At 28.4% G+C, this 23,190-nt stretch carries 23 protein-coding genes, 1 tRNA gene and 1 pseudogene; 12 read left to right on the top strand and 13 right to left on the bottom strand.

Annotation, left to right across the window (positions count from 1 at the left end; all coding sequences use genetic code 11):
- Positions 1-78: 78 nt before the first annotated feature.
- The 7 genes from BLV71_RS18085 (at position 79) to BLV71_RS18060 (ending at position 3,462) form a co-directional block, all read left to right on the top strand.
- Positions 79-471, top strand: coding sequence for a hypothetical protein (locus BLV71_RS18085; RefSeq protein ID WP_093871893.1), 393 nt, complete (start codon positions 79-81; stop codon positions 469-471).
- Positions 468-953, top strand: coding sequence for an anthrone oxygenase family protein (locus BLV71_RS18080; protein ID WP_093871892.1), 486 nt, complete (start codon positions 468-470; stop codon positions 951-953). Before BLV71_RS18085 ends, BLV71_RS18080 begins: the two co-directional genes overlap by 4 nt.
- 11 nt (positions 954-964) lie before the next feature.
- Positions 965-1,384 (top strand): SDR family oxidoreductase, encoded by a 420-nt coding sequence (locus tag BLV71_RS19085; protein WP_369813931.1) that lies wholly within the window; start codon positions 965-967, stop codon positions 1,382-1,384.
- On the top strand, positions 1,347-1,802 hold the full coding sequence (locus BLV71_RS19080) for an NmrA family NAD(P)-binding protein (protein WP_369813930.1): 456 nt from the start codon (positions 1,347-1,349) through the stop codon (positions 1,800-1,802). Before BLV71_RS19085 ends, BLV71_RS19080 begins: the two co-directional genes overlap by 38 nt.
- 382 nt (positions 1,803-2,184) lie before the next feature.
- Positions 2,185-2,925, top strand: a complete 741-nt coding sequence (locus BLV71_RS18065; RefSeq protein WP_143032819.1) for a hypothetical protein — start codon at positions 2,185-2,187, stop codon at positions 2,923-2,925.
- A 59-nt stretch (positions 2,926-2,984) separates the two neighbouring features.
- The gene (locus tag BLV71_RS18700) at positions 2,985-3,155 is read left to right on the top strand and encodes a hypothetical protein (RefSeq protein WP_176974438.1); all 171 of its coding nucleotides are present in this window, start codon (positions 2,985-2,987) and stop codon (positions 3,153-3,155) included.
- A 13-nt stretch (positions 3,156-3,168) separates the two neighbouring features.
- Positions 3,169-3,462: a helix-turn-helix domain-containing protein gene (locus BLV71_RS18060; RefSeq protein WP_093871889.1), complete on the top strand. Its 294-nt coding sequence runs from the start codon at positions 3,169-3,171 to the stop codon at positions 3,460-3,462.
- Positions 3,463-3,607: 145 nt separating this feature from the next.
- Here BLV71_RS18060 and BLV71_RS18055 read toward each other — a convergent pair whose 3' ends face one another.
- The 3 genes from BLV71_RS18055 to BLV71_RS18045 all read right to left on the bottom strand — a co-directional run bounded on the left by BLV71_RS18055 (position 3,608) and on the right by BLV71_RS18045 (position 5,782).
- Positions 3,608-4,177, bottom strand: coding sequence for a hypothetical protein (locus BLV71_RS18055; RefSeq protein ID WP_093871888.1), 570 nt, complete (start codon positions 4,175-4,177; stop codon positions 3,608-3,610).
- 194 nt (positions 4,178-4,371) lie between these two features.
- Positions 4,372-5,601: a tyrosine-type recombinase/integrase gene (locus BLV71_RS18050; protein ID WP_093871887.1), complete on the bottom strand. Its 1,230-nt coding sequence runs from the start codon at positions 5,599-5,601 to the stop codon at positions 4,372-4,374.
- Positions 5,602-5,708: 107 nt separating this feature from the next.
- Positions 5,709-5,782 (bottom strand) — tRNA-Met (locus BLV71_RS18045).
- Positions 5,783-5,888: 106 nt separating this feature from the next.
- Here BLV71_RS18045 and BLV71_RS18040 point away from each other — a divergent pair.
- Both BLV71_RS18040 and BLV71_RS18035 read left to right on the top strand, forming a co-directional pair.
- Positions 5,889-6,272, top strand: a complete 384-nt coding sequence (locus BLV71_RS18040; RefSeq protein ID WP_093871886.1) for an START-like domain-containing protein — start codon at positions 5,889-5,891, stop codon at positions 6,270-6,272.
- 98 nt (positions 6,273-6,370) lie between these two features.
- Entirely contained in the window at positions 6,371-7,207 is an 837-nt protein-coding gene (locus tag BLV71_RS18035) for an aminotransferase class IV (protein WP_093871885.1), read from the top strand.
- Here the strand turns inward: BLV71_RS18035 and BLV71_RS18030 are convergent.
- The 10 genes and pseudogenes from BLV71_RS18030 to BLV71_RS17985 all read right to left on the bottom strand — a co-directional run bounded on the left by BLV71_RS18030 (position 7,204) and on the right by BLV71_RS17985 (position 19,697).
- Positions 7,204-7,761 (bottom strand): YqgE/AlgH family protein, encoded by a 558-nt coding sequence (locus tag BLV71_RS18030; protein WP_093871884.1) that lies wholly within the window; start codon positions 7,759-7,761, stop codon positions 7,204-7,206. The two genes, BLV71_RS18035 and BLV71_RS18030, sit on opposite strands and share 4 nt — an antisense overlap.
- 72 nt (positions 7,762-7,833) lie before the next feature.
- Positions 7,834-8,583, bottom strand: coding sequence for a LytR/AlgR family response regulator transcription factor (locus BLV71_RS18025; protein WP_093871883.1), 750 nt, complete (start codon positions 8,581-8,583; stop codon positions 7,834-7,836).
- Between the two features lies 1 nt (position 8,584).
- Complete coding sequence (locus BLV71_RS18020) at positions 8,585-10,582, bottom strand: sensor histidine kinase (protein ID WP_093871882.1); 1,998 nt, start codon at positions 10,580-10,582, stop codon at positions 8,585-8,587.
- A gap of 75 nt (positions 10,583-10,657) precedes the next feature.
- Positions 10,658-11,746, bottom strand: coding sequence for a hypothetical protein (locus BLV71_RS18015; protein WP_093871881.1), 1,089 nt, complete (start codon positions 11,744-11,746; stop codon positions 10,658-10,660).
- A gap of 3 nt (positions 11,747-11,749) precedes the next feature.
- Positions 11,750-11,965, bottom strand: coding sequence for a hypothetical protein (locus BLV71_RS18010; protein WP_093871880.1), 216 nt, complete (start codon positions 11,963-11,965; stop codon positions 11,750-11,752).
- A gap of 160 nt (positions 11,966-12,125) precedes the next feature.
- Positions 12,126-14,321, bottom strand: coding sequence for a PepSY domain-containing protein (locus tag BLV71_RS18005; RefSeq protein WP_176974437.1), 2,196 nt, complete (start codon positions 14,319-14,321; stop codon positions 12,126-12,128).
- A gap of 11 nt (positions 14,322-14,332) precedes the next feature.
- A complete protein-coding gene (locus BLV71_RS18000; protein ID WP_093871879.1) occupies positions 14,333-14,824 on the bottom strand; it encodes a DUF2271 domain-containing protein in 492 nt (163 codons plus the stop codon).
- A gap of 2 nt (positions 14,825-14,826) precedes the next feature.
- A complete protein-coding gene (locus BLV71_RS17995; protein WP_093871878.1) occupies positions 14,827-16,320 on the bottom strand; it encodes an ankyrin repeat domain-containing protein in 1,494 nt (497 codons plus the stop codon).
- Between the two features lie 10 nt (positions 16,321-16,330).
- Positions 16,331-18,754, bottom strand: coding sequence for a TonB-dependent receptor (locus BLV71_RS17990; RefSeq protein ID WP_093871877.1), 2,424 nt, complete (start codon positions 18,752-18,754; stop codon positions 16,331-16,333).
- 36 nt (positions 18,755-18,790) lie between these two features.
- Positions 18,791-19,697: pseudogene (locus BLV71_RS17985) on the bottom strand (DUF6607 family protein).
- Positions 19,698-19,794: 97 nt separating this feature from the next.
- On the opposite strand from BLV71_RS17985, the gene BLV71_RS17980 reads away from it, so the two are divergent.
- The 3 genes from BLV71_RS17980 (at position 19,795) to BLV71_RS17970 (ending at position 23,150) form a co-directional block, all read left to right on the top strand.
- A complete protein-coding gene (locus tag BLV71_RS17980) occupies positions 19,795-21,879 on the top strand; it encodes a TonB-dependent receptor plug domain-containing protein (RefSeq protein ID WP_093871876.1) in 2,085 nt (694 codons plus the stop codon).
- Positions 21,880-21,900: 21 nt separating this feature from the next.
- Positions 21,901-22,515 carry an HmuY family protein gene (locus BLV71_RS17975; RefSeq protein ID WP_093871875.1) on the top strand — a complete coding sequence of 205 codons (615 nt, stop codon included), beginning with the start codon at positions 21,901-21,903 and terminating at the stop codon, positions 22,513-22,515.
- Between the two features lie 170 nt (positions 22,516-22,685).
- On the top strand, positions 22,686-23,150 hold the full coding sequence (locus BLV71_RS17970) for a hypothetical protein (RefSeq protein WP_093871874.1): 465 nt from the start codon (positions 22,686-22,688) through the stop codon (positions 23,148-23,150).
- The last annotated feature ends 40 nt before the right edge of the window (positions 23,151-23,190 follow it).

The following is a 23,190-nucleotide window of genomic DNA, read 5'->3' as shown; positions in this document are numbered from 1 at the left end:
ATAAATCATAATTCTTTCTGAATAAGTCGCTGTTTTGCAATGGCTATAGATTTGCATCATAATTAAATATCAAAAATTATGAGCAACAATAAAATACTTAGCATTGTATGTGCCAGTATCGTTTGGGTTTTTGGCGTTAGCTTTTACCTTCTTTCATTTTATATTCCCATTCTAGAAAACCCTGAACAACAAGCTACTATTGTATTAGTATTTGCCATTATTCCTAGTGCTTGTTTTGGAACTTATTTATTCTATAAAAAAGGGAGTATGAAACCATCTACATTGGCACTAACATTTGTATTTGTAGCAACAATATTAGATACATTAATAACAGTGCCAATATTTGTAATTCCCAATGGCGGTAGTTATTCAGAATTTTTTGGAGACCCTATGTTTTTTACCATTTTGGTTGAGTTTTACTTCATTGTATTGTATTTCGGAACTTATTTAATTAAACAAGAAAAAGCATGAAAACCGTAACTCTTTTTATAACAGTTTTATTAAATGCACTTTCTGCAGGTCTTTTCTTTGCTTGGTCGGTCTCGGTAATATTAGGAACAAAAAAAGTAGGAGATTTTACTTACTTGGAAACCATGCAGAATATTAATAGAGAAATCTTAAATCCAGCGTTTTTTATACTGTTTTTTGGAAGCTTAATAGTATTGATTATAACAAGCTACTTACAGTTTAATACTAAAACAGTGTTTTGGTTGGTGTTGGCATCAACAATCATTTATTGTATTGGCACATTTGGCATTACTGCTCTTGGAAATGTTCCTTTAAATAATGAGTTAGACGGATTGAATATTAACAAATTAAACCTATTAGAATTAAAAAACTTTAGAAGCTATTATGAAAGTACTTGGAATCATTACCATAACATTAGAACAATTTCTGGAATGATTTCATTCATCCTAGTATTAATAGCAACATTTATTCACAAAACAAATTAAAACAATTCATTATGAAATCAAATATTTTAGTTATTGGAGGAACCGGAAAAACGGGTCGCCGTGTAGTACAACATTTAAAAAACAAAGGAATAGAACCTAGAGTAGGGGCAAGAAAAGCATCACCAAGTTTTGATTGGGATAATAAAGATACTTGGGTAGCGGCTTTAACAGGTGTCGAAAAAATGTATGTTAGTTATTATCCTGATTTAGCTGTTCCAGGAGCTAAAGAAGCTATACAAAGTGTAACCTATTTAGCTAAAGAATTAGGAGTTAAAAAAATGGTGTTACTTTCAGGTAAAGGAGAAACTGAAGCAGAAGCTTGCGAAAAAATTGTAATTAATTCTGGTATAGATTATACCATAGTTAGAGCCTCTTGGTTTAATCAAAATTGGAGTGAAAGTTTTTTTTTTAGAGCCTATTTTGTCTGGTGAGGTGGCATTACCAATGTCTGATGTTTTAATACCATTTGTAGATGTAAATGATATTGCTGAGGTTGCTGCTACCGTTTTGCTTAACGATTCTTATAATGGTGAAATTATTGAGGTAACAGGGCCTGAATTAATTACGTTTAAGAATGTTGTTGACATCATATCAAAGGTTAGCGATAGAAGTTTACATTTTTATGACATCACATTAGAACAGTATGTTGAAGGTATGAAACAACAAGAAGTACCAGATAATGTTGTTTGGTTAATAGAGTATTTATTTAAGCATGTTTTAACTAACCCACAAAATCAGTTAGTGGTTAATGACATTGAACGAGTTTTAGGCAGAAAAGCAACAACATTTAATGAGTATGCCCAAGAAACCGCTAAAACTGGAATTTGGAATCAAGTTCTAACGAAATAACTGTTACTAGTAGATAAAATACCTTTAGGTTCGTTGCGGAAAATACGTGATTATTTTCCGTAACGAACTATATGGGAGTGTTAAAAGGTACTAGAAATGTTTAAGCTCTTCCACCTCTAACATAGCCTTAAAGCCTTCGTAAATTACTTTATGATTATCAACTACATGCACCTTCATTTCTTTCTTAATTTTTTTCTTAAACTCGTAACAAATGTAAGAAATGCATTTATTTGCTGTAAACAAATCCCTAGTGTAGTTCAGGGAAAGCCCTACTTTTTTACACATCTTAAGTTTAAAAAATCAATCTGTTTTATTGTTTTTTAGATATAAAATACATTTTTTACTTGTATTTTTTATTGTTTTTTTTATATTTGTAGAAATTATGAACAGTATAAAAGTGAGTGACTTAATTATAAAAAATAATCGAATTGATCTTTTTGAGAGTTTCGTTAATCGGTTTCATGATAAAGTAAATCAAGGAACATGTCTTGATTCATTTTGTAAAAGCACAGGGCTTAAAAAATTAGAAATTTTAAAAGTTTTATCTGAAGCAGGTTATGAAGTAGACGAAATATTATTATTTGGTTTGTCTGATGCTCAAATCAAATTTTTATCAAAACACTTCATTAAATCATTAAAATTTCTTTATAGATCAACCCATAATAATACTTCTAGACATAGTTTAGAACGTATAAATGAACTTAAATTTTTCTTTTCTCAGTTTGAAAAAGATAAGGAAGAACAAGAACAAGAACAAGTTACTCCACTAACTTCATTAGTTAAAGCATTATCAAAGGTTTTAGGTTTACTTGAAAATGATCTAGATGATTTTAAAATTGAAGCTTTTTATTACGATTTAGTAAATAAAATTAAATTTTCTAAATATTCTATTGGACTGGAAAGTTTAGAAAATTTACATTCTTATTTTAATATTGAATTTGACGAAAATTTATTTTCTCTATTTGATACAATAAAGAATAAATTAAGAATACGGATAAAAATCAAAACTGTTTATGATTTTATAGAATGTAATTTTCTATTTTTCATTAAATCTTTCCGATATTATATTTTTACAGATGAAGAAGATATTTTAAGAAATTTTTCAATCGAAAAAGTTTCTTAATAATATAAAAATTATAAAGAAGCTTAAAAAAATGAAATATAATTTTAAAAGCTTTTTTAGTGAAAAATATAAAAATTTTAATAACAAAAATTGAAGAATGTAACTTGTCAGAAAATGATAAAGTTGATATAATTAATAAGTTAAAAGAGAAAGAACTTGATTTAGATAGCGTTTTAACACTACTTTTAAAATCCTTGAAAATAAGTGATATTTTGGATAGTTTTTTCTAATTATATAATGTTTATGGAGTTAGGTACAGCAATTAAAAAATTGAGAAAAGAAAAAAATATTAACCAAAAACTATTAGCTGAGAAGTGTAATATTTCGGTTAATGCTCTTTGTAATATTGAAAAAAATATTTCTTTTCCTCAAAAAAGAACCATTGATAGTATTTGTGAGGCATTATCTATTCCTCTTTCGTATTTGTTGTTTTTTTCTATTACAGAAGATGATATTCCAAATGAAAGTAAAGTAGCTTTTTCCTCATTAAATAATGCTGTCAAAGCAGTTTTACTGGATTCTATTTCTCTTAAGTAATAATTTACTCCCCTTTTTTCTGTAAAGTATAATAAAAGATATTTTCAGAAAAACTGGGGATTTCCCTTAACGCTCTGTACATGGAGTCGTAGCATTCTACAGTGAGCTATTCACTATGCATATTGTTGTCCTTAGTTTGGTTTTGTTATTCAATTGACAAAGAATCAAGGTCTAATTTTATAGTTTGGGTTGAGACGCTGTCTACTTTAATAATTGGTGTTTTTATTTCTTGGTTTATTGTTTTTGAATCTGGATTCGGAATTTGGCTTTTTGAATCATTAGATTCTTTATTCATGAAGTGATTCCAACCGAGCATAAATAAAAATGGAATAGTTACAAATGCTAACACAGAAATAAGTTTTTGATTAAAATTCATTTTATGAAGTATAGATTCCTTTTTGGAATAGTTTATTATGAATTTTTCAATCACGTTCAATTTTATGTATGAATCTTTTAAAAACTTACCTCTTAAATAATGACAATCAACCTGATAATTCGCTTTTATGTTTAGTTTCTTTCGGTCATATTTAGAGACTTTAATTAATTTAAAATCAGAGTTTAATTCAAATGTTTTAAATTCAGGTTGTGGCTGTCCGTGTAAAATTAAAGGCATAAAATCAGCACCTTCGTATTCGCGAATTTTTCCGTTGTTAATTAAAATATGTAATGAACGACCTATTTTAAAAGTTTCATCAAAATATAATTTTTTTCTCATAAGGTCTTTTCAAATGTGGGACAAAAGCTATATAAAGTTACCTTAGGTAACTTTATATAGCTTATAGTTACAACTGTATTTACTTCTATATCTCAAAAATACTAATTTATTCATTGATATAAAACATTTTAAATCATGTTAGTTATCTAGATTTTAGTATTATTTAACCACACAGAATTATAAAACTAATTAGATTATTTTCCCTCATAAAAAGAAGCATCCACATTTTTTAATCTATTAATGGTACGTTGCTTTTCGTTAACTGCATAATGTTCTTTCATCATTTTACTAGAAGTATGAGAGTTTAGTTTTTGAGCGTGTGCAATATCTAGTTGTTCAGAAATTTTATCACCGTATAAATGTTTTAATGAGTAAAAATCGGCTGTTATATTTAGTTGGTTTTTTACGTGGGTTTTCCAACGCCTGGTAATTTGCTCGTACCTAATAGGATTTTTACCTTTTGATAGTCCTTTTGAAAATAAATAATCGTTAGGATTTAAGGTGGTTGTATTTGCTTTTTGTTCATTAATAACCTCTATCCATAGGTGTGCAAAGTTTTTATTTATGGGTTTTAGTACTTCTTTATGTTGTTGTCCTTTTTTAATAAAAACCTTAAACTCAAGCTTATTTATGTTCACATCTTTTACTTGTATCTGAAGTATTTCAGATACTCTTGATCCGCTTGAGTAAAAGATCATCATAAAGCGCCAAAAAGTGTAATACTTAGATTTTAAATGAAAATGCACTCGTTTTCTGTCTTCTTCAGATAAAATTTCACGTAATAGTTTATCGGTTGTTAGCTTTTTAATTTTATAAGTAGGGTTGTGTTCCAAAACTTCATCTTCAATCATATCTCCAAATAAAGCACTTAATTGAGCCTTATACTTATTGTATTTATAGTTTGAAATATTCCTGGTTTCTTGCTGATGCCTTAGAAGTGCTTTTATATCTTTTCTTGCTATTTGACTTATAGATTTGTATTGCAGCTGCAATGCATGTATAGAAACCTTTAAAAATTTAACCATAGAAGTAATGTCGGTTCTATAGCTATCAGAAATTTTTTTAATTTTTAGGTAATACTCTAAAGAATCTATTAACGTGCTATTTTGATTAATGGAGTTTTTAACTTCCATATATTTTTTAGTAATAGGATTCCAGTTTTCGTTTACTAGTTTACTTACTAAGCCGTCAATTAAAATTTGTGTAGCTTCTCTTCGTTCGCCTAAAGTTTTGAAATCGTTCATCCCTTTCATGCGTATTCTTTTTCCTTTTGGATATTGTTCTTTATATAATGGATCAAAGAAATAATAGTAAATAACCCATTCTTTTAAAAGTGTTTCTTTACCTCCAGTTTTCCAATTTTTAGGAATAGGGGTAGGGTAAGTTGTTGAACAACCATTTGAAAGTGAAATAATTTTTTTCATTTTTACAATACATTTTGTCCCGTTTCTAGTCACGGCAGTTTAAAATGTAAATCTTGCAGGATTGTAAAAAACGAAAAACCCCTTATAAAATAAGGGGTTTTTAACTGTAGCGAAGAGCAGATTTGAACTGCCGACCTCAGGGTTATGAATCCTGCGCTCTAACCAACTGAGCTACCTCGCCTGATTGCGGGTGCAAATATAGGAGTTTTTTTCTTTCACACAACAAAAAAAAACAATTTTTTTTAAAAGAAATATTTGTATATATTGGCGGACAAACAAAAAAATAAATGAGTAAAGTTAAATTTGAATTAGAGTTTCCAATTCATGCTTCACCAAGCATGTTATATCAATATTTAGCAACACCAGCAGGATTAGAAGAATGGTTTGCTGATAGAGTGAATTCTAGAGGTAAATTAATTACCTTCATTTGGGATGACTCTGAGGAAGAGGCTAAAATAATGGCCAGTAAAACTGACGAACGCATAAAATTTAAGTGGACAGAAAGTGAAGGTGATGAAAGTTATTTTGAGTTTAAAATACAAGTCGATCCTATTACTAAAGATGTAGCCGTGCTTGTTACTGATTTTGCCGACGATGAAGACGATGCGGAAGAGGCCAAAATGTTGTGGACAAACCAAATTGAAGAATTAAAACACACTATTGGGGCTTAATAGAAAAAAGCATTAAAAAAACTCGACAATTTGTCGAGTTTTTTTATGCATAAAACTTACTTAAATTAGTAAGTTTGCATTTGTAAAAAATAAGTATAATGGTAAACTTTAACGGAACAATTATATCACCTAAAGAATTGCAAATATCTCATGAAAACAGAGCTTTTAAATATGGAGATGGGGTTTTTGAAACGATAAAGGTTGAAAATAATAGAGTTATTTTTTTTGAAGATCACTATTTTAGGCTAATGGCTTCAATGAGAATGTTACGTATGAAAATTCCTATGGAGTTTACTCTTGAGTTTTTACAAGATGAAATATTAAAAACGGTAAAGGAAAATATAACTCAAAATACTAGTAGTAGAGTAAAGTTAACTGTTTTTAGAAAAGATGGAGGTTTGTATACTCCAAAAACTAATGAAATTGATTATTTAATAGATGTTAAGCCAATTAGTTTAGAAGAAAAGGATAGCTATACCATTGATTTATATAAAGATTTTTACAACTATTCGGGATTACTATCTACGGTAAAAACAACCAATAGAATGGTAAATACCTTGGCTTCAATTTTTGCAAAAGAAAATGATTTCGACAATTGTATTTTATTAAATGAGCGTAAAGGAGTTGTTGAGGTTACCAATGGAAATATATTTATAGTTAAAGGGAACACTATCAAAACACCCGCTTTAACTGAAGGTTGTATAAAAGGAGTAATTAGAAAAAAAATAATAGAGATCGTTACTAAACATCCTGACTTTACCATAGAAGAAACTACTATTTCTCCATTTGAAATTCAAAAAGCAGACGAAGTTTTTATAACAAATGCCATTGTTGGTATAACATCAGTTACGAACTACCGTAAAAAAACATTTGATAATTCAATTGCGCAAAAACTAAAAAATAGTTTAAAGGTTACTAGTTTAACAATGAGTTAATTTAACTGTACATCACTAGGTGCATTTGCCCATATTTTATATTCACCTCCTTTTTTTAGAAGCTGATCTTTCCAAAAGGTTTTGTTGTTAATTGCTAATATGTTAGGATATTTATTTTTAGAAATAAACCAAGAATTCGTGTTTAATTCATCATCTAATTGAGTAGGTTCCCATCCAGAATATCCTAAGAAAAAACGAATGTCACTAGGCTTTACTTTATGGTTATTAAGGTGTTCTTTTAAGTAATTAAAGTTACCTCCCCAATATATACCATCAGTTACTTCTACGCTATTAGGTAACAATTCAGGAATTTTATGAATAAAATATAAGTTATCCTGTTCAACAGGGCCACCTTGGTATACGGTGAAATCACAATTAATATCTGGAACTAAATCACTAAGAGTATAATGTAAAGGTCTGTTTAAAATAAAACCAACAGAACTCGTCTCTGAATGCTCAGTGAGTAATACAATAGCTCTTTTAAAAGAATTGTCATTTAAAATAGAAGGTTCAGCTATTAATAATCTTCCTTTTTGAGGTTTTAATACATCCATAGACTTGTATTTGGAATACCAATATAAGTAAAAATTAATAAAATTTTAACATAATTAATAAAATAAGTTAACTTATAGCTTTTGAAGTGCTTCAATAACTTCTGTTCGTTTACGAACTGATACAGGTACTGTTTTATTATTTTGTAACACAATGTATCCTCCGTCAGATTTTATAAATTCTTTTACGTACTGTAAATTAATAAGATGGCTTTGGTGAACTCTTATAAAACCATATTCTTTAAGAATGTCTGAAAAATATTTTAATGTTTTTCCTACCAATATTTTTTGATGATCAGCCATATAAAATTCTGTATAATTATTATCTGACTTACAATGCATAATATCATCTAAATTAACTACTATAATTTTATCTGATGAATGTAGAGAGATTTTTTTAGGACGTTGGTTAGGGTGTGATATTGATTCTTGTAAAACTGTTAATTGTTCTTTATTTGGAATAATTTGAAGTTTTGCTTTTTCAATTGCATTGGTTAAATCATCAGTTGAATAAGGTTTTAAAACATAATCAATAGCAGCAAACTTAAAGGCTTTTATAGCATATTCATCACTAGCAGTAACAAAAATTACTTTTGAGGTTAAATTTGGGTGAATTTCTAGGATATCAAAACCAGTACCATCTCCCAACATAATATCTAAAAATAAAACATCGGGCTGTTTTTTTCTGAGTAATTTAGAAGCTTCAACTACACTTTTTGCTGTTCCTATAATTTCTATTTCTGGATGTTTCAATTCTAAATCATTTTGCAACATCTCTAGTGCAGAAGATATATCATCAATAAGAATAGCAGTGAGTTTATTCATTTTAAAAATCAGTTTTTAAAGGTATTTTAAACCAAACTTTTGTTCCTTTTACAGTATTGTTTTCTATTATTTCGTCAATTTTTATAGAAATATTAGAAGTTAAGTTCTTAATACGTTCTTTAGTAACTTTAATGGCTAAAGAAGCATGGTCATTTGTTTTTTTATTCTTTTTTGATTGATGAACGCCTATACCGTTATCAATAATTTCACAATGTAAGTAATTTTTAATATCATAAAACTTAATTGTTATTTTTCCTTCGCTAATATTTTTTATACCATGTTTAATGCTGTTTTCAATAAAAGGTTGAATAAGCATAGGTGGTATTAGAACTTCTTCAGCATCAAATGAAAGTTTCGTTTCTATAGTATAAGTAAAGGTACTACTGCTCATTTGTTGTTCTAAAGAAATGTAGTTTTTTAAAGTAGCTATTTCTTCTGATAAATTAACTTCTTCTTTTCTTGAGGTATTTAGTATAGAGCGTAATAGATTTGAAAATTTACTAATTGTGGTATTTAAATCGTCAAGCTTTCCTGAATTACCCAAAGCTTTTATTCCGTTAAGAACATTAAAAATAAAGTGAGGATTCATTTGAAGTTGTAAAGCCTTTTGCTCAAGAGAAAGTAGATGATTTTCTATTTCTAGTTTCATGATTTTCTCTTTGTTTATCCGTCTTATTTTTTTAATGTATTTATAGGTAATATAAGCACTTAGTAGTAATAGTATTGAAATAGCTAGCCATTGAAACCAATTTTTTTTATAAAAAGGTTTGTCTATATAAAACTGAAAATGAATAGGTTTACTTTCTTGTTTATTTGCTGTCTTTGATTGAACAGAGAAGGTATAATTACCTGCTTTTAAATTAGCAAGGTTTACTGAGTTATTGTTGGACCAAGGACTAAAATCACCATTTAATTTATAACGATAATAAACTTTTTTAGGATTGTTTATATCAATTGATTTATAAGTAAAAGCTAAATGGTTTTTTCCAGGAGGTATTTGTAAAATTCCTTTATAACTGTTAAAGTTAATACTATCAATAGTTTTATATACTACTTCAATATCTTCGAAAGAAATTAAAGGAATAGGGTTTTCTTCTTGAAGTTTGTTTTCTTGTTTATAAACTCCTTTGTCACTGGTTCCAATCCAAATGTTACGTTGGTTGTCTTGAAAAATAGTAGAAATAGCATTGGTTTCAAGAGTGTTGTATTTGTTTATTTTTCTGATAAAAGAGAAGTCTAAATCTAAAACTTCTATACCATTACTATTTGAGTATATCCAAAATTGATTACTAATCTTTTTAACTCCTTTTATGTTTTTTGTAGTTGAATGTATTGTTTTAATAGTGTCGTTTATAATTACTTTTAAACCGCTATTAAATGTACTAGCAATTATTTGTTTATTATGAATAATAAGAGCTGTGTAATTAGCTAAATCTATTCTTTTAAGAAGCTTAGGGTTTAATAAATCGTCAATTTTCCATAAAGCTTTTTGAGTGGCTACCCAATAAAACTCTCCATCGAATTCAATATCATTAATTGGGGTTAAATCTATTTGAAAATTAGTGCGTAGAGGAGATAAGAAATCGTCTCGTAAACGATAAATCCCCTTTTTAGTACCTAAAAAAACTTGATCTTTAATTTTTGAAATACAGTTAATTTTTTTGCTTTCAAAAATTTGAAATTTAGTATGTTGTTTAATAAAAAAGTTATTTGACGAACCTATTAAAAGGCTATCCTTATTAGGAGCTAGTTTAGTTATGTAATTAGTTTCTAAACCTTCTTTTCTTGAAAAAGTAATGTAGTTATTTCCGTCAAATTGTGTAATCCCTTTATTGGAAGCAAACCAGATGTAGCCAAGATTATCTTGTACTATATCTGTAATAGTATTACTAGGCAAGCCATCTTTAATGGTACAGTTTTTAAAAGTATTGTTTTGAGCAATTAATGATGTAGCTTTTAATAAAAAGAAAAAATAAATAATGTATTTTAAAAACTTCATATAACAAACTTACTTAAATTAACCGTTACTATTAAAAATAATATTCTCTTTCTAATAGTAACGGTTGTTAAACTTCTACTTCATAGCATACAAACGTTTGTTTGTAGTATCTGGTTTTACATGCTCTAAATCACCATAAGGTTTTGTAATAGGTTTTAAAACACATAATACGGTAGACATTCCTTTTAAAGTAAGTTTACTATTCTTTACTTTCCAAGTCCATCTAAATTTCTCAACAGGAATGTTTAATTCACGTACTTTATTGGCTAAATCTTCATCATTAGCAATCCAATCCATTACCTCTTCTTCCATAGTAAATGATGGGATATCATTATCAGAATTATGATAATCCAATTCAAGTTTTATAGGAACATTGTATTGTAAGGTATATGGTTCTCCTACGTAGCGTTCTTTTTCATTAGTTAATGCGGCAAACCATTCTACTTCTTTTTCATTTGGATATTTTCTAGCAATTTCTTTAGATAAATCTACTTTACCTGGTGAATTAGCTGTAGGGTAAAAAACATAAAAAGGTTCTGCTAAATAATGGTTTGTAAATTCTCCGCCAAAAATATTATAGTAAGGTGAAGCTATTATTTGTGGCGTTTTATCAGTGATAAAAGTACTTTTTAAGTTGTTTATTAATGCAGTATTTTTTGCCAACTGGTTTGCATGAAATATAATTTTAGTGTCATTTGTAATTACATTTTTCAATGTTGGTATATTTCCTTCATTAATGGATTCTTGCAATGATTCAGAAGTGATTTTTTTACCATTTACTACTGTCTCTAAATTCATTCCTAACCACGGATTTGTTTTATTTACAATATGTACTTCTCCGTATGGGTTTGAAGTTGCGTTTGTATTTAACCATTCAATAATTTCTTCTAAAGAATATGCGTCTTCTACAATTTGGAAATTTTTATCTTTAAAAAAGGTCCTTGCACCCGTATAAAAATTATCATCTTTTTTATCATATCCTGTAATAAATACGATAGGACTTCTGTGAACTACTTTTTTTTCTTTTTTTATGATATTTGTAGCAGTCTTTTCTTCTTTTTTGGTTGCGTTCTCTGCTTTTTTTGCATTGTTACAACTTGTAAATTGTCCAATTAACATTAACAATGCAAGTGTCATTCCTATAGTTCTGATTACTTTTTTCATAATTTATTGTTTTAAGATTATTATTAAATTTTTAGATGATGAAAGGTTACTCGGTAATTGATTTAAAATTTTCCGTAGGTTTCTATCGGGTAACCAATTTCCATTCTCTTCTTTTTCTGTTTTTGTAATTTTCCCATCTCTGCCAATATGTATTTTTAATTGATGATATTTTTGTAAATACATATTTAATATTGCTGAATAACTATTTTCTAACCACATAACTTATTTGTTTTATATTTCAAATGTAGTTAGGGAATAGAGGTAAATATTGAGCTAATTAGAATTCGTTGGGATTAAATTAGAATTCGTAGTAAAGAGAAAAACCCTCTTTGTTTTTTCAGGTAAAAAAGAGGGTTTTAGAAAGTATAATGAAAATTACTTAATAACAATCAGTTTTTATTTGATTAGATTTTTTAAAGTAATCTATAGGAGTATGAAGTTTACTTACAGTTATTTTTTCAATAACTTTAAATGTTGCATTCATCATAGCAACTGAACCACAAATTAAAATACATCCTTTATTTTTTAGAACTGAAATAATCACCTCTTCATTTACTGCTATAATATCTTGAACATATTGTTTGGTGGTATTTTCTTGAGAATAGGCAATATGTAAGTTATGGAGTTGTTTTTTTTCTATTGAATCTTCAATGAATTTAGAATATATCTTGTAAGATTTTTCAGTTCTACCTCCCCAAAATAAATGTGTTTTTACTTGTTTGTGGTTTTCATGAAGCATTCCTAAAAAAGGAGCAATACCAGTACCGTTTGCTATCAAAACAATTTCTTTAGCTTTTTTAGGAAAGTAAAAAGAAGGATTTTGTTTTATAGACGCAGTAACTAATTCGTTTTTATTTAGAGTGTTTAAGTAATTTGAACAAATACCAAATTCATGTTTTTTGATACTTAAAAGTATTTTTTGATTCACTTTTCCGATAGAATACAATCGTTCAATATTATCTTCTTTTGGGCGGATAGATAATAAGTCTCCTGAAGTATATTTTATTTTTTTTGAAGGTTGTAAATGAACTAAAAAAGTGTTGTCACAATTAATATTTGTGTTTTCAGTAACGGCAAGCTTATATTGTTTATTTACTTTAAATACTTGTTGTTTTAGGTGTAAGTCGAGCTCTAATTTTTTACCTAATTCAATAGCCCAGTTTTTAAAAGCATCAAAAGATTGGTTGTTTATTTTATAAATAGGAAGAATAGGGGAGTAATTAGCTTGTTGTTGTAATGTTTGATTAACCTCAATTGCATATTCACAAAACTTTGGATAAGCCATAGAGCCAAAGCCTACAACTGCATATTTTATGGTGTGATTTATAGCGTCATTTTTAATTTTAGTTAAAAATGTTTTCGCATTGATTGGAGCTTCTCCTTCGCCATAAGTAGCAGTTAAAATTATCAAATACTTACAGTTTTTGTGAGTAGTATAGTTGTTTAAACTAGTAATAAATACTTTTTGTTTGTTTTCTAAAAGAGCTTTGTATAGTGAGTTTGCAAATGAATATGTAGTTCCAGTTTCTGAACCAACAAGAATTACAAATTCAGCAGCATCTTTTTTTATGTTGTTTTTAGGAATTATGCTGTTTTTCTTCCTAGTGAAGGTCATTATAAAACCTGAATAGATAAAAAAAAGAATTCCTAAACAAGAAAGTAATAAAATACTTGCCCATATATAGGAACCTTTTCCGGTATGTAACAGTAAACTCCAATGTAAAAAAAAGCCTGTTAAATTAGTGCTTTTAGTACTTAAAATAGCTCCTGAATATTGATGAATAACTAATTCTTTGTTTTGTAATTTTAAAAGAAAGTAATCTTCTTCATCTTCTGAAAAAGGAAACTCGATACTTTTAACAGTGCTTAGTTTAGTATTTTTAAATAACAGAAAATTTTCAGGAAAAATTATTGTAGATTTTTTTTGACCTTCAAAATCAATTGAATGATTAATTTTTTGTGAAGGTAAAAGAGAAAATTTATCTAGGGATAAATAAATTCCAGTAACTGTAATTATTATTATTGGAATTAAGGTGTATCTACCGATAATAATATGATAATATTGCTCAAAATTCTCTTTTATTACTTTAGAAAATAATTTAAGAAATCCACCTTGTCTTTTTATAATTAAAATAAGTCCTGAAACTGCAATTAAGCAAAGTAGAAGAGAAACGAAACCAATAATAAATCTACCTGTTGATTTTAAAAATAAAGAACGATGTAAGTTGGTTGCAAATTTATAAATAGGCTTTTTCTTACTAGGCTTACCTAGCTTATTTCCTGTTATTGGATCAACATAAAAAGTATCATTATTACCTTCTTTAGTAATTACTGAAGTTTTTATAAAATCGTTCTCATCTATTTCAAGCGAGATAATTTCATCATATTTTTTGTGTAAAGAAATAATTGTTTCTGAAACTGAAATAGTATCTAAATTCTCAATAAAATAAGGTTCTAGTTTTTTAGAAATAGGTTCAAAAGCTAAAACAATTCCTGTTAAGGAAGCAATTAGTATAAAAAAGAAAGAAGATATAGCCAAGGTTAAGTGGCTATATCTCCATATAGAAATGGTCATTTTGTTAGCTTTTATTGAGGCATTAATCTTATGTATCTAATAAAGCCTTTACCTTCAATTTTGTTTTTAATATTTTCTGAAGTAAGATCAAATTCAACATCATTTTTATAGTACTCTTGATCTTCTACAGCTGATTCGAAACGTATTCGATATCCACTATTAATTTTAGCAGGATCTATTTTTAATAAACTAATAGTTCTGTTTCCACCACCAATAGTTGCACCAGTTACAGCATCTATATCTGTTCTAACTTTACCTTGAAACTTCCACCATTCAGTAATATCAGAATACCACTCATCATCATCACCTTGAACTCGAAGCGTTTCTATGTACTCTCCATCTTTTAATAGTGAAATAACAATATAAGCCCCTTCACCAGTATAATTTTTCATTTGAATCATACATTTGTAAGTAGTACTAGTAGTTATTTTAGTAAAGCTGTATAAACTAAAAATTAATATTCCAAATATTAAAATATGCTTTTTAAAGTTTTGTGTTTTCATAATTATTTTAAAAAGTTTAAATCTACATTTTTAGAAGTTAATACTTCATTTTCCTTCGCTAAATCATATACCGTTTCTCCAAAATCAGTTGTAATAGATTTATTGGCATGTATACTTAATAAGTAATTTATAATCTTAGTGTTTTTAGCTTGCATTACAGCTTTATGTAATACTGTTAAGCCTTCATTGTTTTTTGCATTAACATTAATTTTTAATTTATTAATTTCTTTTAGTAAATCAATATTATTTTTACTTAAAGCAATGTGAAATAAAGAACTGTTGTTTTGTTGTTGCTCTTTAAGGTTTACCCCATTGTTTATCAAAATATTCATTTTGTTTTTAAAAACTTTTGGGTCTTTAGAATTGTAGCTCTTTACAAGATAATAGGCTAAAGAGTTTCCTTTGGTGTCTTTTACTAAAACATCAGCTTTATTATTAATTAAATACTCTACAACTTCTAAAGAGTTTCGTTGTATTGCCATTGATAAGGCTGAATTACCTTTCTTGTTTTTATGATTAATATTTTTAGTGTTTTTAGCTAAAAGAGCGACAATTTCTAAAGAATTTCTTCCAGCAGCATTAATTAAAGGGGTATTACCATTTTTATCTTCTTGATTTAGATTTACTCCTTTATTTAAAAAATAAGAAAAAGTTTCAATGTCTTTATTACCGTAAGCTAAATTGTGAAGAGGAGTTTTTCCTTGTTTATTAGTAACATTAGCTTGTATTTCTAGTTTTTCTAAATACTTAAAAAAGGATAATGAATTATAGCCTTTTCTTGAACCTTGGGTAGCTAATAACATTGCATTACCATTGTTTTTGTTACGATTTTTATATGGTAATCCTTTTTTTATTAAAATATCTAGCATTTTTTTGTTTCCATTTTTAGCTACATAATTAAAAGCACCATTACCATCATTATCTGTACTTGAAATGTTTATTCCTTTTGAAATAAAATAATCAAGTAAAGAAAGGTCTTTTAAATGAGGGAGTAATAAAAGTAGCGCATTAGCACCATGTTCATCAACATCCGTTTTTATGTCAATGCCATTTTTAATACAAAGCTCATAAACTTCTTTGTTTTTATTACCAGTAGCTGCTGCAAATGTAAGAACAGATAAATTATGAGAATCTTTTAAATCCATACGTGCCTTTTGGGCTATTAAATGCTTCATTAATTCAACATTATTTGCATAAGCAGCCCAAAAAACATAGGTTCTTTTATCGTGGGTTAGCTTATTAACATCATTTCCTTTTTTAGATAATAGATGCTTTATAACCTTATTTGATGTTTTTTCTAAAATAGCATAGACAACAGCATCAAATCCATACGGATTTAATGCTGTAGGGTTGTTGCCTTCAGTTATTTTTTGTTCAACAGTTTCAATGGTTGGATTGGTTTTCCAAAATTTTCTGTCAAAAAATTCGTTTTTAGTTTGAGCTTTTAAAACACTAGTAAGTACAATAAAAGCGAATATTAATTTTGTTTTAAACATTTTTCTTTAATTAAAATTTATAACGTAGCGTTGTTCCGAAACTAGCAGGTTGAATTCTATTTAAATATACAGTACGATACGCATTAAAGCCTATGGCGTTAAATATATTGTTCCCAAATACATCTAAACTTAAGCTTCTGTTAAATTTATATGAAGCTTGAAGATTTACTGTTGTGTACGCTTTTAAATCAAAAGGCTTTGCATCAGGAACAACTCCTGTATGTGTATAGTTTCTAGACCAAACATTGTGAGGTCTTTCACCTAAATAATATACTCCAGCCCCTAATGACAGTCCATTTAAATAATTTTGAAACTCATAGCGAGCCCAAAAGTTAGTAGTATGTTTAGGAGTATTAATAGGTCTTGAATTATAGTAGTATGAAACATGATCTTTGTATTTTGCATCTAAATAAGAATACCCACCAATAATTTCTAAATTAGGAAGTACACGACCAATTAGTTCAACTTCAATACCATTTCTAGTGTCTTCACCTCCTTTTAAATAATACCCTAAGAAATTACCTGTATTATCTAATGCTTGTAGGTTTAGGTTTTTACTATTGGTAAAGAAAGTAGTTAGGTTAAAACGCAGTGCATTGTTAAACCAAGTAGATTTAATTCCTGTTTCAATTTGATCCCAACGCTCAGTGCCTAGTTCGTTACCATTAATATCTCTGTAGAAAGAAGTCATTGGGTTTGAACTGTTTGCATAAGAACCAAAAAGGATAATATTTTCAGTTGGTTTTATATTAAAACCTATTAAAGGATTAAAAGCATTATCACGCTTTGATCCTGTTAAACTCCTACCTAAAAAGTTTCCTTTTGTTCTTTCCAATGAAGTATAACGAAGTCCTAAAAATACATCAGCCCAATGGTTTAAAGAAATTTTATCTTGTATTGTAAAACCGTATGATTTTGTTTTTGACCCTGTAGCTCTTGCTGGGTTTTCAGTTAAACTAATACCAGAAGGTAACGTGTTGTTAATTGGTTGATTAACATCTATAATGTCAACATAATTATTGGTTCCAGGGTATGTTGTAGTATAGGCTGTATTATCAAATTCAGTATTTCTATAATCTACACCTATTTGAAATGTATGCTTTAAAAACCCTGTTCGAATATCTTTACCAACTAAATCTATTTGGAGAACACTGTTTTTGTCGCTTCTACCTCCTGCGTAATATTCTCTATACCTTTGCGTAGTAGGTAAAACTGGTAACCCAGATCTTCCACCCCCTTGAAAAGCATAGCTTGTTTCACCATATGTTTGTAAATCAGAAGTAAATAAACCAGCTTTAATACTCATTTTATCACTAATTTTTCTGTCAAAACGTATAGCATACGTTGTATTTAAGGTGTTATTTCTATCAGATTCAAAACCAATAAACTTATTGTTAGGCAGTTTTAAAATATTATTAACTTCATAAGTACCTAAGTTGATTGTACCTTGATCTGGAGTTCTACTATCATCCATATAATCCATTTCTAAAACAATAGTTGTTTTTTCGTTTGGCTTCCATGTTAAAGACGGATTTATATAAAAACGTTCAGAATTTACAAATGCTCTATAACTATCAGCTCTGTCATAAGAACCAGCAACTCTAAAAGCAACAGTTTTTTTCTTGTCTAATGGACCATAAAAATCAAAAGTTGGGCGAAGTTGTCCAAAACTTCCAGCTCTTAAGCTAACTTCACCACCACTATAAAACTTTGGGGTTTTTGTAACAATATTTATTACACCACCAGCAGAGCCTAAATCGCCACCAAGTCCTTGACTTATTGCAGAGATACCTTTTAAAACTTGAATGTTATCAACTCCAGCCATATCTGTAATTACTCCAACTCCTCTAAAATCTGAATTGATTCTAACACCATTCTTAAGTAAAGGAATACCTCTATAACCTCTTAATGACATACTTTCTCTAATGTTTCCATAGGTAGCAAAAGTGTATACCCCAGCAACGTTTTTAGTAACATCACTTAATGTTATAGCATTTTGATCATTAATTAATTTATGTGATAAAACTGAAATACTTTGTAATTGTTCATTTGGAGCTAAAGGGAGTCTAGTTAATGTTTCTAGTTTTTCTGCTCTTTTTCTTCTTGAACCAAAAAGTTCAACTTCATTTAATTGAGTGTCGGACTTAAGAATAAAAGTAATATTTACATTACTATTATTAAGTTCAATTTCTTTTATTGATTTAGTATAACCAACTGCACTTGCAATAATAGTATAGGTTGAATAGGGGATGTTTTTAATAATAAAGCTACCATCTTCTTTACTTTCACTTCCTAATTGTGTTCCTTTTATATAAATGTTAGCATAAGGGATTACCTCATTTTGTTCATTTTTTACAGTACCTTGTAGTGTTGTTTGACTGAATGTTATTTGTACAAATGTACAGGCTAGTAGTAGCGAGAATATAAATCTCATTGTTTGTTTTTTAGTAGGTTTTGTGTATTGTTTGAATTATTTTTTTACAAAAGATTCAATAGCTTCATTTATATCTTTCTCTTGAGTTACTTTATCAGAGAACAAATGCTTGTATAATGGTTTATTTTTTACTTTACTTTCTAATGATAAGTTATTGTTTCTGCCATATACTTCATTCCATTTATTTCTAACTAACTGCCATTTATTAGTGTTTTTTCTTCCACCAATCTTGAGCACCTTTACATCTACTGTCTGGTACTTTTACATAGGTGTTATAACCCTTTTCAGAAGCTAATACAATATCTTTTACACCTTGTTTTCTAATTATTTTTTTATTGTCTTGGTCATGAACCCAACCGTAATTTGTTATTTCATGTCTGTTACCTCTTTCAGTTACATTATAATCGCTTCTTTTAGTGTATTCTCTTCTAGGTAATGGAGCATCAGTTGTGCTTTCCCAATAACTTTTCCCATCTACATGGACCCAAGTACCAGAGCCTTCGTAACGGGGACTATCATCTACTTGATATACTTTTTGCGTCCACTGTTTCTTAACTTCAGATTTAGATTTGTTTTCGTAAATCCAGTTATTGTCTCCATTAAACATGTAAAAATCTCTGTTTTGATATACCCAATCTTGCCTCCAGTGTTTTACGATGTATGGTTTTTTAGGATTACCAACTTGTAGTAAATGTTGAATAGATATTTCATTCTTTTCATCAACGATTAATTCAGCCCATTCTAAGGCTTTATCCGATTTAGTTTTTGAAGCCTTGTAAAGAGAATCTTTACTATAGTTAAATGTTTCTGCAAAATTGAAAGTTACTTCAAAGCAACCACACATTTTCTTAATAGCTTCTCTATCTTTTTTCTTTTTGCTTTGTGCATTCCCAGTATTAATGGTTACTAAAGCTATAAAAGATACTAATATTATGTTTTTCATCCTATTTGTATTTAAGTTTTAAAATTTTAGGCAAAAATATAAAATTTATTTAGATTGATTTAAAATAAGAATATATATTTGCAGAAAATTATTAAGAATGTTTCTAAATAGAAAATTGTTTTTTGGTTTGTTAGTTTTTACTTCTTCTGCTTTTTCTCAAGAAAACGAACAAGTAAAAGATTCTTTAAAGGTTAACAAATTAGATGAGGTTATTATAACGGCTACAAGAACGGTTAGGCAATTGTCTTCTATACCAATGCCAGTAACTTTAGTTTCGAAAAAACAAATTGAGAAATCTGGATCAGTACGATTAAAAGATATTTTGTTGGAACAAACAGGAATAACTTTAGTGAAAGATGTAGGAAGCTCAGAAGGAGTGCAACTTCAGGGTATTGCTGCAGATTATACTTTGATATTAATTGATGGTGTACCTGTAGTAGGAAGAACAGCTGGTAATATTGATTTAAACAGAATTACTGTAAATAACATTAAACAAATTGAAATTGTAAAAGGTCCTTCTTCATCTTTATATGGTTCAGAAGCAATGGGTGGAGTTATAAATATTATAACTGAAAAGCCAAATAGAGATCAGCTAAAAGGTAAATACCATCTATATACAAGGGGAGGTGCTAAAAATGAGCTTGATATTAACGGAGACATAGTTTATAGAGAAGGTGAGTTTGGTGTTATCGCAGGCGTAAACTTGAATTCGAGTAAAGGATTTGATTTAACTCCTTTAACGGCATCAAAAACTGTATATCCACATCAAAATTATACACTAAATGCACAAGTTTTATACGATGTGTCAGAAAAATTAAAGTTAGACTTTTCACAAAGATATTATAATCAAAATCAATATATAAACTCAGTAACTAATAATCAAATTGATTGGAATGCAAATGTTAAATTGAATCATTTCTTAACTGATAAATGGGATATTAATTATACTTTTTATGCTACAAGGTTTAAAACGGAAAGTACATTAAATAATGTTACAACACTTTTTAATAGAAGTTTATTTAGACCAGAAATTAGGTCAAAATACATAGTAGGAAACTCAGGTACAATAATAGCTGGTGTAGGAGGTAATTTTGATGAATTAGATAGGTCGTCTATAAATGGAGCGAAGCAATATAAAGCTTGGTATGGTTTTGCACAGTATGATTTTAACCCTATTAATGGTGTTAATGTTATTGTTGGAGCTCGTTATGAAGGAAGTAATAGTTACCAATCAGCTTTTAGCCCAAAGTTATCAGCTAGTTATCAATTAAATGATATGATAACGTTAAAAGGATCTGCAGGTTTTGGATTTAAAGTACCCGATTTTAGGCAATTATTTTTTGATTTTAGAAATGTATCAAATGGTTATATAGTATTAGGTACCAATACAATTCATAACCTTTTTCAAGGAGTAGCAGGAGTTAGCTTAATAGAAAAGCAATTAAAACCAGAAACATCAATAGGGTATAATATTGGTTTTCAGTTTAACCTAAATAATGATTTAAAGATTAATGTAAATGCATTTAGAAATGATATAAAGGATTTAATTGACACTTTTGATACAGGAATTTCAGCATTAACAGTAGGATTACCAAAAGGGACAAGAACATTTTCTTACAGAAACATTAATAAAGTATTTACCCAAGGAATAGAGGTAGATGTAAATTATAAAATCAATAGAAATTTTCAATTTTTTACTGGATATCAATTTTTAGATACTGGAAATAAAGAGGAGTTAAATAGAATAAAAGAAGGCGTTTTTTATAGAGATGAAAATGGTGTGTCTCAACAGTTAAATGCTTCGTCATATTTCGGGTTGGTCAATAGATCAAAACATATGTTAAATGCAAAACTTTTTTATGAAAATTTTGAACACAATTTCTCTATGAATATTAGAGGTGTTTATAGAAGTAAATATGCGCCTTTTGATACAAATGGAAATTTATTAATAGACGATTTTGACAATTTTGTTGTAGCAAACACACAAATTAATACAGCAGTTACAAAGGAATTCCTTGGTTTTATGAATTTACAAGTGGGAGTAGATAATTTGTTTAATTCTACAGGAATTGAAAATAAAGAACTGTTTAATTATACAGATAGTAATGGAAATGTAATACCTAATGAAAGTTATTTACAGTTAGGTAGAACATATTATGGAAGAATACAATTTAACTTTTAATATTAAAAATAGGATTATAGAATGAAACATTTAAGAACAATTTTGGGAGGATTAATTATCGCTTTTTTAATTACATCTTGTAGTAATAATGAAACTAATGAACCATTAGTGAAGTCGGTTGAAAGTAAAAGTATTGAAAATTTACATGCGCCAGGAAAGGGGAGAGGTAACTATACAGGACCTTTTACAAAATTTAGTTTTTCTGAAGGAAAACAAGTAACTGGTGATAATTGGGATATTGCTTTTAGAGCCACAGAAATTATTATAAACGGAGGCGAGAAAGGTGCTCTTTTAGAAGATATAGATAGAGTTCACAGTGCAGCTTTAGTTTTAAAAACTGGTACGTTTACATCAATAAAAGAGGCTCCAACCGATAGTGAGTTTAAGCAAGATAAAAAAGATGCATTAGCTTTATTAAAAGGAAGTGGTAATGGTTGGTATACGTATGATTCTTCGAATCACACCATAAGTCCAGCTCCAGGAAAAGTATTAGTTATTAAAACTCATAACGGACACTATGCAAAAGTAGAGATTTCAAGTTACTATAAAGATAAAAAACCTTCACATACATCATCACAATATTTCACATTTAAATATGTGTATAACCCTAATAAGGGAGATAAAAGTTTTCAATAAGTATCTTATTGAATTTTGTTAGTTTTTGTTACGTAAACCTGTTTAGCCTTCAAAAGTTAAACAGGTTTTTAAGTTTTCAGAGAAATTGAATTCTTTTTAATTTTTAAGAATGGGTAATTTTTTTGCCTTTTACATACTTATAAAATAGTAACCTTTAATAACTATTAATTATGTTTAAAAATTTTAAAAATAAAAAGAGTAACTTTCTAAGTTATATTCTTTATGCTTTTTTAGTGTCAGTATTTTTTGTTTCCTGTTCTCAAGATGATGATACAATTTTGCCAAACTCTGTAGAAAGTAAAGAAAAACCTTCTGGTGAAAGAAGTGCGACTAAGAAGAAGTATAAATTTCCTACAATAGGAGTACATTCTGTTACTCCATGTGGTTATGGTTTTAAAGTTAAGTTTTATTATTTAGGCACAGGAGCAATGGCAACAGGAGTTACAAAACCTTATCAAATTTTTAATTCATCAGGTACTTTAGTCGATTCTAGTACAGTTACTCACAATGGTAATACAAATTGGGTTTTAAATCCGTGTGAAGTATACACAGTACAAATTGATGCAGGACCATTTACCGGAATTGTTACTTTTACAGTTACCAGTGATGGTTGTGGAGGTACTTTTGTTTGTTAGTTATAATAAAAAGAAAAAAGTGGAGCTAATTAAACTCCAC

This window comes from Tenacibaculum sp. MAR_2010_89, assembly GCF_900105985.1.
GTDB lineage: Bacteria > Bacteroidota > Bacteroidia > Flavobacteriales > Flavobacteriaceae > Polaribacter > Polaribacter halocynthiae.
This window is presented reverse-complemented; position numbering and strand designations above follow the sequence as displayed.